The following is a 13,755-nucleotide window of genomic DNA, read 5'->3' on the forward strand; positions in this document are numbered from 1 at the left end:
AAGCGGGCAGATTTTGCAGAAAAAATGCAAAATTTGTCCGCTTGTTTGTTTAAAAATAAATTGTTCACAGCCCCTTGCTATATTAGAATATGAGCCTTTCAGCGTGGGGAAACCCATTTCACTTTAATCACACAGAGAACCTAAAATGAACTCAAACCGTAGTTTACTAATTATGGGTTTGCTGCTTGTGTCGTTTTTGATGTTTATTCAGTGGCAACAAGATTTCGATCCTGAAATTCAAGCGCAAAAACAAGCACAGCAAGCACAAGTTGCAATGCAATCTGGCGATGTTCCAGCCTCTTCCAATGCGAATACACCGATTAGCGATCTCGCTGCTCAAGGTAAAACTATCACAATCGAAACCGATGTATTGCGTTTAACCGTAGATACATTAGGTGGTGATGTAGTCGATTCTAAATTGTTACAACACAATGCCGAACTTCATTCCAATACCCCATTTGAGCTATTACAAAATAAAGGCAACTTTACCTATGTCGCACAAAGTGGTTTAGTGGGTAAAAACGGTATTGATACTAATGCTGGTCGCCCGCAATATCAAACCAGTGCAGATAGCTTTACACTTGCAGAAGGCCAAGATGAAATTGCCGTGCCATTAGTATTTGAAAAAGATGGTGTCACCTATACCAAAACCTTCACGCTCAAACGTGGCAGCTACAATATTGCAGTTGATTTTAATATCAATAACCCAACTGCTGAAACGTTAGAAGTTCAGCCATATGGTCAATTAAAACACTCGATCGTAGAAAGCTCTGGCAACTTTGCGATGCCTACTTATACAGGGGGCGCTTATTCTTCATCTGAAACAAATTACAAAAAATATAGTTTCGATGATATGGCTAAAGCAAACTTATCTATTGATACTAAAGCCGGCTGGGCTGCGGTGCTACAACACTATTTTGTTTCAGCTTGGATTCCAAACCAAGATGCACAAAATAATCTTTATACTCGCACTGCAAATGGCATCGCTACAATCGGTTATCGCGGTGAAATAACTAGCGTTGCACCAAATTCTCAAGCAACTATCAGCAGTAACTTATGGACTGGTCCGAAAGATCAAGATGCGATGGCAGCCGCTGCCAACAACTTTGATTTAACCGTGGACTATGGCTGGGCGTGGTTCATTGCAAAACCGCTATTCTGGTTACTGACTTTCATTCAGAGCATCGTCAGCAACTGGGGTTTAGCAATTATTGGGGTAACACTGGTAGTAAAAACTATTCTTTATCCACTCACCAAAGCACAATACACTTCTATGGCAAAAATGCGTATGCTGCAACCACGCATTCAAGAAATGCGTGAACGTTTCGGTGATGACCGCCAACGCATGAGCCAAGAAATGATGAAGCTCTATAAAGAAGAGAAAGTAAACCCAATGGGTGGCTGTTTACCAATCTTGCTGCAAATGCCGATCTTCATTGCGTTATACTGGACATTTATGGAAGCAGTAGAGCTGCGCCATGCTCCATTCTTTGGTTGGATTCAAGACTTATCGGCACAAGATCCATATTACATTCTGCCACTACTCATGGGCGGCTCAATGTTCTTATTACAGAAAATGTCACCAACACCTGTTGCTGATCCTATGCAGCAAAAAGTGATGACCTTTATGCCGGTGATGTTTACTGTATTCTTCTTATGGTTCCCATCAGGTTTAGTACTTTACTGGCTCACTTCAAACCTAATTACGATTGTGCAGCAATGGCTAATCTATCGTAATTTAGAGAAAAAAGGCTTACATAGTCGCCATAAATAATTGATAATGAACCTGCATAGCGATATGCAGGTTTTTTATTTCAAGCGCTCTCTTTTTTAAAAAATTTTACAAAATGACAGTTTCACTTTGCCCTTGCCAATCTAACAAATCTTATGCCGAATGTTGCCAACCTTTTCATACTGGCAAGCAAATGCCCTCGACAGCCGAGCAACTCATGCGCTCGCGTTATACAGCTTACACCATGGTAAATATCGACTATATTATTGCGACAACTGTACCTAGCCAACAGAATTTACTCGATCAGCAGGCTATGCATGAATGGGGAAAGAATACCCAATGGGCGGGGCTAGAAATTCTGAAATACAACCCTCGCTTTTCCAAACAACATGCTACAGTGGAATTTAAAGCTCACTTCCAAACAGAAAATGGTCTTGATACCCACCACGAGCTCTCACTATTTGTACAGATTGATGGGAATTGGTATTTCGTTGATCCAACCGTACCGCTCCCCAGCATGAAACAAGCCTGTATTTGTGGCTCGGGAAAGAAATTTAAGCACTGTTGCGGCGTGCTATAGCGGTGATTGCTTGCTAATTTTCTGCAAATCTTGTGCAGTTACTTTTTTAAGCTGCACAGCAAAAATCAAGCTACCAAACATAACAAGAATCACATAAGCTATACCACCTTGATAGGGACAGTTACAAGCATAAAGCAGATATAAGCGCCACATAACTATCACTATTGGAATCAGCAATAATAAGCTTAAGGCATGCTGGTATAGCTTAAAAGACAGCTGAAAGTAACGATATCCTAATCTAAAAATCCCATAAAAAGAGACTCCACATACCCACATAAGTCCCCAAAAAAGCCAATCAGGAAACTGTTCTCTTGGGTAAAGAAATGTGTAAGTCATTTTTATGCCGATTGCACTTAGTAAACCGACTACCATTAAAAAGTTTTTCAATACCATTAGCATTACACAAAAAATAATATTAATTCTCAATTTTAATTAAATCAGTAAAAATCTCAAGCAACTCTGGCACTTTATTATTTATTATTCCATTTAGTTATTTGCAAGCGCTCAGAAATCCGCATAAATTTGCAAAAATAGATTGTGAACACACAAAGGAATAACATATGTTAAAAAAATTATCTGTTGTCGCATTAGCTCTAGCGGTTTCAGTTTCAGCTTCTGCAAGAGATTCACTGCTTGATCGCATTAACGCAAAAGGCACTATTACAGTAGGGACAGAAGGTACTTATGCTCCTTATACTTACCATGATGAAAGCGGTAAATTAACAGGTTATGATGTGGAAGTAACACGTGCAGTAGCAGAAAAACTGGGCGTAACCGTTGATTTTAAAGAAACTCAATGGGATGCCATGTTAGCTGGTTTAAAAGGCGAGCGTTTTGATTTAGTGGCAAACCAAGTGGGCTTAACAACGCCAGAACGCCAAGCGACTTTCGATAAATCAGAGTCTTATAGCTGGTCTGGCGCAGCACTAGTGACACGCGAAGATAATACCACTATCACTAAACCCGCAGATGTGAAAGGCGTAAAAACTGCACAAACGTTAAGTTCTAACTATGGCGAGATGGCTCGCGATAACGGGGCTGAAATCGTACCTATCGATGGAATGGCACAAGGGTTATTATTAATCCAACAAAAACGAGCAGATGCCACCTTCAACGATAGTTTGTCACTGTTAGATTACTTAAAGAAAAATCCTAATTCAGGCCTAAAAATTGTTTGGGAAGCAGAGGAAAAAGTTGGGGCTGGTTTAATCGCAAACAAAGGCAATGATGAGGCTTTAGCTAAAATTAGTGCGGCAATTGTTGAGTTACGCGAAGAGGGTACATTGAAAAAAATCGGTGAACAGTTCTTCGGTAAAGACATTAGCGTGAAATAATATATTTCTTATAAACGAATTAGAAAAATAACCGCTTGTAAAAATACAAGCGGTTATTTTTCATCAGAATTTTACAAATTATTCTACTGTTACCGCTTTCGCAAGGTTACGTGGCTGATCCACGTCAGTTCCTTTAATTAAAGCAATGTGGTAAGAAAGTAATTGTAACGGCACAGTATAGAAAATTGGTGCTGTTACTTCGCTTACTTTTGGCAATGTGATGGTTTTAAACCCTTCCGCATCTGCAAAACCGGCTTCGTTATCGGCAAACACATAGAGCTGACCGCCACGAGCACGCACTTCTTCAATGTTTGATTTTACTTTTTCAAGTAAATCATTTTCCGGCGCAACGACAATTACAGGCATATCACTATCAATTAATGCTAGTGGGCCATGTTTTAATTCTCCTGCCGCATAAGCCTCTGCGTGAATATAAGAAATCTCTTTTAATTTCAATGCAGATTCCATCGCGATTGGGTAATATTCACCACGGCCTAAGAAGAGCGTGTGATGTTTATTGGCAAAGTCTTCAGAAAGTTTCTCAATCGCTTTATCGAAGACTAACGCGCTTTCTACCTGTGCAGGTAATAATTGCAATGCATGGATAATCTCACGCTCTTTTTCTTCACTTACCGTACCTTTTAAACGACCAATCGCGACATTTAAAAGCAATAAGCAGGTTAATTGGGTGGTAAAAGCTTTGGTTGAAGCTACGCCAATTTCTACCCCCGCTTTAGTCATAAAGGCAAAATCCGATTCACGTACAAGTGATGAGCTTGCTACGTTACAAATTGTCATAGCAGACATAAAACCAGACTCTTTCGCTAAGCGTAGTGCCGCAAGGGTATCTGCAGTTTCACCAGATTGTGAAAGGGTGATTAATAAGCTATTTGGGCGAGTAACAAATTTGCGGTAACGGAATTCTGAGGCAATTTCCACATCACAAGAAACCCCAGCAATTGCTTCAAACCAATAACGAGCCACCATACCTGCATTGTAAGACGTACCACAAGCCACAATTTGTACATGTTCTACTTTTTTCAGAATTTCTTCAGCATTTGCCCCGATCGCATCAATTAAAACACGGTCGTTCGCGATACGCCCTTCTAGCGTGTTGCGAATTGCTACTGGTTGCTCAAAAATTTCTTTCTGCATATAGTGGCGATATGGACCTTTATCTGCCGCATCGTGTTCAAAGTTTCCTTCGTGTAACTCACGCTCTACTTTATTGCCATTATGATCAAAAATTGCCACACTTTCACGCGTGATTTCTGCGACATCCCCCTCTTCTAAGTAAGTAAAACGGCTAGTTACGCTTAATAATGCTAATGGATCAGAGGCGATAAAGTTTTCACCAATACCGTGTCCGATAACAAGCGGACTGCCTGAACGTGCCACAATTAAGCGGTTTGGATCGTCTTGATTCATTACCACAGTACCATAAGCACCACGTAATTGTTTTACGGTTTTTTGTACTGCCTCTAATAAAGAAGCAGCTGTACGAAATTCCCACTCCACTAAGTGAGCGATAACTTCAGTATCGGTTTGCGATTGGAAAATATAACCACGAGCTTGTAGCGATTCACGTAATTCTTCGTAGTTTTCAATAATCCCATTATGTACCACGGCAATTTTACCACTACGATGTGGGTGTGCATTGGTTTCAGAAGGCTCACCATGGGTTGCCCAGCGAGTGTGTGCGATCCCCGTACCGCCATGGGTGAAATTTTCAGCTAATGCATCGTCTAATGCTTTCACTTTACCTACTCGACGTACAATTTGCATATTGTGATTTTGATCTAATACCGCAACACCTGCTGAGTCATAACCACGATATTCTAAGCGATGTAACCCATCTACTAAGATCTCTGCGATATCACGTTGGGCAATTGCCCCAACAATTCCACACATAGTTTTGTTTCCTTATTTATAAAGTTAAAAGATTCTTGCCTAGCAAGCGGTCAATTTTGCAAAATTTTCTGCAAAAGGAGGCGCTTGCATTATTTAGCGATAATCACTTTTACGCCTTTTGCTTCAATTTGTTGCTGAATTTCAGGTTCAAGCTGATCATCGGTAATCAATTTATCAATCTGCTGCCACGTGAGTTCTACATTTGGCATTTTGCGTCCAATTTTCTGTGATTCAATTAAGACTATCACTTCACGACTCACATCTGCCATCACTTGACTTAAACTAAGCAGCTCGTTAAAAGTTGTTGTGCCACGCGCTAAATCAATACCATCAGCGCCAATAAAAAGCTGATCGAAATCATACGAACGTAATACCTGTTCCGCGACCTTGCCTTGGAAAGACTCCGAGCGAGTATCCCAAGTTCCACCTGTCATTAAAATTGTTGGTTCACATTCTAACGTGGTCAGTTCATTGGCTAATGATAGTGAATTAGTCATCACCACTAGCCCCTGCAAATTTAACTGTTTCACCAGAGCTTTCGTGGTACTGCCACTATCAATAATAATCCGATTATGCTCGCGAATATGGTTCAGTGCAGCCAAGGCTATCGCTAACTTTTGTTTTGAAAACGTAGCCTCATTTTCCTCTGCGATCTCAAGTGGCATTCGAATTGCCCCACCATAACGGCGCAATAAAAAACCGCTTTCTTCTAAAGCGGTAAGATCTTTACGAATAGTCACTTCAGAGGTTTCTAATTCCATTGCAAGCTGTTCAACGCTCACTTCACCTATTGTTTGAACTAAATTTGCAATAAATTGGCGACGTTGTTGTGTATTTCGTTTAGACACTTTTGTTTCGATTCATCTTTCGTTTCGAAAATTGTGCGGATTATAAACGCTATTTCACATAAAACAAAGCCGAACTTTTAATCCATCCTTATCTAAACTTTTGGAGTGAAACTACAGGATCTATCAGAATAAAAAATCCCTTTAAAATCAAACACTACTTACCAAGTTTCAACCAGCAAAATTTGTCAAGACTTGTTCTATGAAAAAATATGACTAGAATACTGCGCATCTTTATTCAAATCTTAGGCTCGCTATGTCCCGTAATATTTTCAAAAAACGTATTCAAATCAAACCTTATGAATACCCAGAACTCTTGGAGTTTAAAGACGCTATTCGTCACTCATATTGGTTGCATACCGAATTTAATTTCACTGGTGATATTCAGGACTATCGAACTAATATCAACGATCACGAGCGTCATGTGCTAACCCGTGCAATGTTGGCAATTTCTCAGATCGAAGTGAATGTAAAGCGTTTCTGGGGGGAGTTATATCGCTACTTTCCAAAACCAGAAATGGATGATGTGGGTGGTACCTTTGCAGAAAGTGAAGTTCGCCATAAAGATGCTTATTCTTTCTTGCTGGAAAAACTTGGCTTGAATGAAATGTTCTCACAAATCACTGAAATCAAACCGCTAATGAAGCGGATTGAATATATGGAAGAGTTCATGCGTGAGAAAGATGCAGGTAAAGGGCAATTTGTACTTTCTTTAGTGTTATTTTCTCTCTTTGTTGAACACATTTCCCTGTTTGGTCAGTTCTTAATTATGATGTCGTTCAACAAGCATAAAAACCTGTTTAAAGGGATTTCGAATGCTGTTGAGGCAACTTCTAAAGAAGAAGAGATCCACGGCCGTTTCGGCATAGCACTTTACGAAATTCTACGTGATGAACACAGCGAACTCTTTACAGCTGAATTCTATGAAGAGCTAAAAACCTTATCACAACAGGCTTTTGAAGCAGAACGAGGTATTTTAGACTGGATCTTTGAAGAAGGTGATTTAAGCTTTATCAGCCAAAAAACTGTAGAGAACTACATTAGATCTCGCTATAACAATTCATTAATGACTTTAGGTTTGGAACCACCGTATGATGTTGATCCTGACTTATTAAAGGAAACAGAGTGGTTTGATATTGAAATCCTTTCTACTAAAGAAACCGATTTCTTCAACAAACGCAGTACCGATTACAGCAAAAAAATGAAGCAGATTACTGCTGATGATCTATTCTAATTCGTAGGGTGCAACATGTTGCACCCAACTATTTTCTATTTTATTAACGAATACTGTTTAAAATGACTTATACAAATTCTGAACGTCCTGATTTTGCTTGGCTAAATGAAGATAGCCGTTTATTTTTGCAACGCGGTTATCTGCTAGAAGGCACTACAGCATTAGATCGTATCCGCTTTATCGCTGAGCATGCTGAGCACAAACTTGGCATCGAAGGCTATGCGGATAAATTCTATCACTATATGGCGCGTGGCTACTTCTCACTCTCTTCACCAATTTGGTCTAACTTTGGATTAGATCGTGGCTTACCTATTTCTTGCTTTGGGAGCTACATTGGCGATTCTATCCATGAAATTATGGTAACAACCGCTGAAGTCGGGATGATGAGCAAAATTGGTGGTGGCACCTCTGCTTACTTTGGTGATATTCGCCCGCGTGGTAGTGCTATCAAGAATAACGGTAAATCCGATGGCTCATTTAACTTTAGTAAACTGTTTGATACTGTCATTGACGTGATTTCACAAGGCACTTCACGTAAAGGACAATTTGCGGGTTATATTGATATTGAGCATGGCGATATTGATGAATGGCTGGATATTCATACTGAAGGTAACCCTATTCAGCTGATGTACTACGGTGTTTGCGTAGGGCATGATTGGTTAGAATCAATGAAAGCCGGTGACCCATACAAGCGCCAGCTTTGGGCAAAACTTTTGCAAAGAAAAACGGAAACTGGAATTCCATATTTATTCTTTAAAGACAACGCAAATGCAGGTCGCCCTGATGTGTATAAAGATAAAAATATGACTATTCATGCTTCAAATCTCTGTACAGAGATTATGTTGCCATCAAACAACGAGGAAAGTTTTGTTTGCTGCTTATCGTCAATGAATCTACTCTATTTTGATGAGTGGAAAGACACCGATGCACCTGAAGTTTTGACTTACTTCTTGGATGTAGTCATGAGCGAGTTTATTGAGAAAAGTGCCGATATGCCATTCCTAGATCGCGCGAATCGCTTTGCGCGCCGCCATCGTGCTCTAGGCTTAGGAGTGCTCGGATGGCATAGTTACTTGCAAGCAAATAACATTGCGTTTGATAGTTTTGAAGCGATGCAGAAGAACAATTTAATCTTCAGAACCCTGCAAGAAAAAACGTTAAAAGCTTCACAAGAATTAGCGCGTCGCTTTGGTGAGCCAGAAATTCTCAAAGGCTATGGGCGCCGTAATACAACCTTAATGAGTATCGCACCAACGAAATCAAGTAGTTTTATTTTAGGTAGTGTATCTCCTTCGGTTGAACCATTTAAATCAAACTACTATGTAAAAGATCTAGCTAAGATCAAAACCGTGTACAAAAACCCATTCTTAGAAAAATTACTTCAAGAAAAAGGTTTAGATACCGAAGAAACATGGGAAAGCATCCTACTCAATGATGGTTCTGTGCAGCACTTAGAACAGCTTTCAGAGCATGAAAAAGAAGTGTTTAAAACCTTCTCTGAAATCAGCCAATTAAGCGTAATTCAACAAGCAGCACAACGTCAAAAATATATTGACCAAGGACAAAGCATCAACATTATGGTGCACCCAGCAACACCGGCAAGAGATTTGAACCAACTCTATCTCACCGCAGAAGAACTTGGTCTGAAATCTATTTACTACCAATACTCAATGAGTGCGGCACAAGTATTTAACCGTAATTTATTGAGCTGTAGTAGCTGTGAAGGTTAATTTCTTAAACGCTAACGAGAAGCTGAATCTGCAAGGGTTCAGCTTTTTTATTGTTTTTACGTCCAGTATTTTGTGAAGTGGATCACGGTTTTAGTCAGTAAGTTTGACTATAATAACGCGGTATCTCACTAACAAATATAAGGAAAATACGATGAAAACAGCATTAAAAACAGCGGCATTAGCCGTCAGCATTGCCGTAACAGGCTTAGCTGCAAGCAGTAATATCGCTCAAGCAAAAGGTCGCTTAGTGGTTTATTGTAGTGCAACTAATATTATGTGTGAGGAAGAAACTAAAGCCTTCGGCGAAAAATATGATGTGAAAACTTCCTTTATTCGCAATGGTTCTGGTAGCACATTCGCAAAATTAGAAGCAGAGAAAAATAATCCTCAAGCTGATGTTTGGTATGGTGGCACGCTAGACCCTCAATCACAAGCTGGTGAAATTGGTTTGTTAGAAGCTTATCGCTCCCCAAATGTTGATCAAATTATGCCACGTTTCCAAGATCCTGCAAAAGTAAAAGGTAACTTAAGCTCTGCTATTTATATGGGTATTTTAGGTTTTGGGGTAAATACCGAACGTTTGAAAAAATTAGGCATTACCGAGGTGCCAAAATGCTGGAAAGACTTAACCGATCCGCGCTTAAAAGGTGAAGTACAAATTTCAGATCCACAAAGTGCGGGCACGGCTTATACGGCAATTGCGACTTTCGTACAACTCTGGGGAGAAGATGAAGCATTCAAATTCTTCAAAGATTTACATCCAAATGTTTCTCAATATACAAAATCTGGCGTAACCCCTTCTCAAAATACGGCACGCGGCGAAACGACTATCGGGGTTGGTTTTTTACATGACTACGCGCTACAAATCCAAAATGGTGCACCTGTTGAAATGGTTGTGCCTTGTGAAGGCACTGGCTATGAGCTTGGCGGAGTAAGCATCATTAAAGGTGCTCGTAATATTGATAATGCAAAACTATTCGTTGATTGGGCGCTATCTAAAGAAGGTCAAGAATTAGCATGGAAAAAAGGACAAGCTTTCCAAACGCTGACAAATACAACAGCTGAACAATCTCCACACGCTTTCGACCCTGAGAAACTAAACTTAATCAACTACGATTTTGAAAAATATGGTGCCTCTGATGAGCGGAAACGCTTAATCAACAAATGGGTAAATGAAGTTAAACTCGCCAAATAATCTCTCCCTCCGAGCAGGGGTATATCCCCTGCTTTTTCATTTTATCTTGAGGTTTTTATGGATTGTATAAAAACACCAATGACACAGAAAGCATCCTTTTGGGTCATTCTTGCATTTATTGCATTTCTAGTTCTACCATCTACTGCGTTAGATTACGGTATTTTAGATAGCACTTCGGATGAATTTTTAGCAGCAATGGGATGGTCATCCATCAATATCACACAGCTTTGGTTTTTGCCCCTGCTTGCTTTCTTTATTCTGCCCACATTAGGGCTTGACAGCATAAAACAGGCTAAAGCTGAGCTTGCTCTTATCGCATTTAACGCTTTATTTGTCTTTATTTCAGCAAGCATTCTAAAAGTAAGCCTAGGCTATTCAATCGTTGTACTGTTTATGGTACTGACAGCCCTTGCTACTCTATCGTTAGCCAAATTGAAAGTAATGCAAGGCGATAAATTTATTATCGCATCACTGCTTTGCATTATCTTGCTGATTTTCTTCTTTATCGTTTACCCAACATTGGCGATTTTTGTGTCAATGTTCTACGACGGTGATACCTTTGCACCTGAGCAAGTCGTTACGATTTTAAGTCAAGGCTATATTGTTCGGGTAATCAGTAATTCACTGTTCTTATCTTCTTTCGTTGGTTTGGTCTCTACGGTATTTGGTTTGGCGTTTGCGCTTTATACCACTCGTATTGCGCGCCGTACGGCATTTATTGGTAAAATTTTCTCTATCTTACCGATTGTTACTCCTCCTTTTGTAGTTGGTTTAGGGGTAACCTTAATGCTAGGTCGTTCTGGCTATGTAACCGAATGGCTCAATAGTTGGTTTGGTCTTAGCAGCAACTGGCTTTATGGTTTCAATGGGATTGCAATTGCACAAATTCTCGCTTTCTCGCCAATGTCATTTATGATTTTAGATGGTGCGTTGAAATCGATTCACCCATCAGTAGAAGAAGCCTCTTACACCTTGCGTGCAAACCGTTACCAAACATTCTATAACATCATTTTTCCTCTTCTTCGTCCAGCATTGGCTAACTCATTCTTGATTGTGTTTATTCAATCACTTGCCGATTTTAGTAACCCATTGGTGCTTGGTGGTAGCTTTGACGTGATTGCAACTCAAATCTACTTCTACATCGCAGGTTCACAATTAGATTATGCCTCTGCAAGTACGCTTGGTTCAATGTTGTTAATCTTCTCATTGGCGATTTTCGTGATTCAATATATTTGGATTGGTAACCGCTCTTATGTAACGGTGTCAGGAAAATCGTATCGTGGTGATGTGCAAGAATTACCAAATGGCTTGAAATATACCATTGTGGTCATGCTTGCTTTCTGGATTGCATTCAACCTTGCACTTTACGGCAGTATTTTCTACGGTAGCTTCACCGTGAACTGGGGTGTGGATTACACCTTAACCATGAAAAACTATACGATGTTATTTGGTCAAGGTTTAAGCGATGGCGCGTGGCCTTCACTCATCAACACTTTAATCTATGCAGGTATTTCTGCACCGCTTACTGCATTATTCGGCTTACTTATTGCTTATATCGTGGTGCGTAAAGATTTCCAAGGTAAGAAAACCCTTGAATTTTTAACCATGCTTTGCTTTGCGGTACCAGGTACTGTAGCTGGGGTCTCTTATATCCTTGCGTTTAACAATGCACCAATGTATATCACTGGTACAGGTATCATTATTATCATCTCAATGGTGATGCGTGATTTACCAATTGGTATGCGTGCAGCGATTGCAGGTTTAGGACAATTAGATAAATCACTCGATGAAGCCTCTTTATCACTCAAAGGCAGCTCATTTAAAACAATTTGGTTTATCGTTTTCCCTCTACTCAAACCTGCGTTACTCTCAGCGCTTGTGACCAGCTTCGTACGTGCAATGACCACAGTGAGTGCGATAGTCTTCTTAGTTACTGCGGATACTCGTGTGGCAACCGCTTACATCTTAAACCGAGTAGAAGATGGCGAATATGGTATTGCGATCGCTTACGGCTCAATTCTCATTGTGGTGATGATGGCAATTATTCTCTTCTTTGACTGGATTGTAGGAGACACCCGTATCTCTCGTTCCAAAGCAAAAAAAATGAATTAGAAGGAACTGAATTATGAACAACGATTTTTTAGTATTAAAAAACATTACCAAATCATTCGGTAAAGCAACAGTGATTGATAACTTAGACTTAGTGATCAAACGTGGCACAATGGTTACGCTATTAGGGCCTTCTGGCTGTGGGAAAACAACCGTATTACGCTTAGTGGCAGGTTTGGAAAATCCGACAAGTGGTCAAATTTTTATTGATGGTGAAGATGTGACTAAATCTTCAATCCAAAATCGTGATATTTGTATCGTATTCCAGTCTTACGCTTTATTCCCGCATATGTCTATTGGTGATAACGTGGGCTACGGCTTAAAAATGCAAGGCGTGGATAAAGCAGAACGTGAACAGCGTGTAAAAGAAGCGTTGGAATTGGTGGACTTAGGGGGCTTTGAAGATCGCTATGTGGATCAAATTTCTGGTGGTCAGCAACAACGTGTTGCACTTGCTCGTGCATTAGTTCTCAAACCAAAAGTATTACTCTTTGATGAACCGTTAAGTAACCTTGATGCGAACTTGCGTCGTTCAATGCGTGAAAAAATCCGTGAATTGCAACAACGTTTAGGCATTACTTCCCTTTATGTTACCCACGACCAAACCGAAGCTTTTGCGGTTTCAGATGAAGTTATCGTAATGAACAAGGGTAAAATTATGCAAAAAGCCCCTGCAAAAGAGCTTTATCAGCGCCCTAACTCGCTTTTCCTTGCCAACTTTATGGGCGAAAGTAGTATTTTTAATGGGGAGTTACAACAGGATAACGTCATCATTAATGGACATCGCTATCCTGTGGAAAATGCAGCTCAATTTGGTTTATCTGATGGCAAATGCTTGGTCGGTATTCGCCCAGAAGCGGTAACCCTTGCTAGCAGTGGTGAAGAAGCACAACGCTGTGAAATTAAAAAAGCAGTGTATATGGGCAACCACTGGGAAGTCGTTGCCGATTGGGGGGGGACAGAGCTTTGGGTGAATGCAAATCCAGAGGGTTTTAATCCAAATATACAGCAAGCATATGTTCAACTTTCTCAACAAGGCTTATTCCTGCTAAGACCTGAGGCTTAACACGCCACAAGCAAGTGCT

11 protein-coding genes are annotated in these 13,755 nt (G+C 40.1%); 8 read left to right on the top strand and 3 right to left on the bottom strand.

Annotation, left to right across the window (positions count from 1 at the left end; all coding sequences use genetic code 11):
* The first annotated feature begins 145 nt into the window (after positions 1-145).
* Together yidC and EDC51_RS06625 are read left to right on the top strand one after the other, a co-directional pair.
* The gene (yidC, locus tag EDC51_RS06620; RefSeq protein WP_025289841.1) at positions 146-1,774 is read left to right on the top strand and encodes a membrane protein insertase YidC; all 1,629 of its coding nucleotides are present in this window, start codon (positions 146-148) and stop codon (positions 1,772-1,774) included.
* Between the two features lie 73 nt (positions 1,775-1,847).
* The gene (locus tag EDC51_RS06625; protein ID WP_025266735.1) at positions 1,848-2,312 is read left to right on the top strand and encodes a YchJ family protein; all 465 of its coding nucleotides are present in this window, start codon (positions 1,848-1,850) and stop codon (positions 2,310-2,312) included.
* Here the strand turns inward: EDC51_RS06625 and EDC51_RS06630 are convergent.
* A complete protein-coding gene (locus EDC51_RS06630; RefSeq protein WP_131928504.1) occupies positions 2,307-2,648 on the bottom strand; it encodes a hypothetical protein in 342 nt (113 codons plus the stop codon). The genes EDC51_RS06625 and EDC51_RS06630 overlap by 6 nt on opposite strands.
* A gap of 224 nt (positions 2,649-2,872) precedes the next feature.
* Between EDC51_RS06630 and EDC51_RS06635 the strand changes: the two genes are divergently transcribed.
* Positions 2,873-3,646: an amino acid ABC transporter substrate-binding protein gene (locus EDC51_RS06635; RefSeq protein WP_131928505.1), complete on the top strand. Its 774-nt coding sequence runs from the start codon at positions 2,873-2,875 to the stop codon at positions 3,644-3,646.
* 78 nt (positions 3,647-3,724) lie between these two features.
* Here EDC51_RS06635 and glmS read toward each other — a convergent pair whose 3' ends face one another.
* Together glmS and EDC51_RS06645 are read right to left on the bottom strand one after the other, a co-directional pair.
* Positions 3,725-5,557 (bottom strand): glutamine--fructose-6-phosphate transaminase (isomerizing), encoded by a 1,833-nt coding sequence (gene glmS, locus EDC51_RS06640; RefSeq protein ID WP_131928506.1) that lies wholly within the window; start codon positions 5,555-5,557, stop codon positions 3,725-3,727.
* Between the two features lie 89 nt (positions 5,558-5,646).
* The gene (locus EDC51_RS06645; protein ID WP_064318663.1) at positions 5,647-6,405 is read right to left on the bottom strand and encodes a DeoR/GlpR family DNA-binding transcription regulator; all 759 of its coding nucleotides are present in this window, start codon (positions 6,403-6,405) and stop codon (positions 5,647-5,649) included.
* A gap of 253 nt (positions 6,406-6,658) precedes the next feature.
* Here EDC51_RS06645 and EDC51_RS06650 point away from each other — a divergent pair, with 253 nt between their 5' ends.
* The 5 genes from EDC51_RS06650 to fbpC all read left to right on the top strand — a co-directional run bounded on the left by EDC51_RS06650 (position 6,659) and on the right by fbpC (position 13,736).
* A complete protein-coding gene (locus tag EDC51_RS06650) occupies positions 6,659-7,636 on the top strand; it encodes a ribonucleotide-diphosphate reductase subunit beta (protein WP_131928507.1) in 978 nt (325 codons plus the stop codon).
* Positions 7,637-7,698: 62 nt separating this feature from the next.
* Positions 7,699-9,366 (top strand): ribonucleoside-diphosphate reductase subunit alpha, encoded by a 1,668-nt coding sequence (locus EDC51_RS06655; protein WP_015433377.1) that lies wholly within the window; start codon positions 7,699-7,701, stop codon positions 9,364-9,366.
* Between the two features lie 151 nt (positions 9,367-9,517).
* Positions 9,518-10,561, top strand: a complete 1,044-nt coding sequence (locus tag EDC51_RS06660) for an ABC transporter substrate-binding protein (RefSeq protein ID WP_015433378.1) — start codon at positions 9,518-9,520, stop codon at positions 10,559-10,561.
* 78 nt (positions 10,562-10,639) lie between these two features.
* Positions 10,640-12,673: an ABC transporter permease gene (locus EDC51_RS06665; protein WP_409360074.1), complete on the top strand. Its 2,034-nt coding sequence runs from the start codon at positions 10,640-10,642 to the stop codon at positions 12,671-12,673.
* Positions 12,674-12,686: 13 nt separating this feature from the next.
* Complete coding sequence (gene fbpC, locus EDC51_RS06670) at positions 12,687-13,736, top strand: ferric ABC transporter ATP-binding protein (RefSeq protein ID WP_131928509.1); 1,050 nt, start codon at positions 12,687-12,689, stop codon at positions 13,734-13,736.
* The last annotated feature ends 19 nt before the right edge of the window (positions 13,737-13,755 follow it).

The sequence above is a fragment of the Bibersteinia trehalosi genome, assembly GCF_004346205.1.
In the GTDB taxonomy this organism is placed as follows: Bacteria; Pseudomonadota; Gammaproteobacteria; order Enterobacterales; family Pasteurellaceae; genus Bibersteinia; species Bibersteinia trehalosi.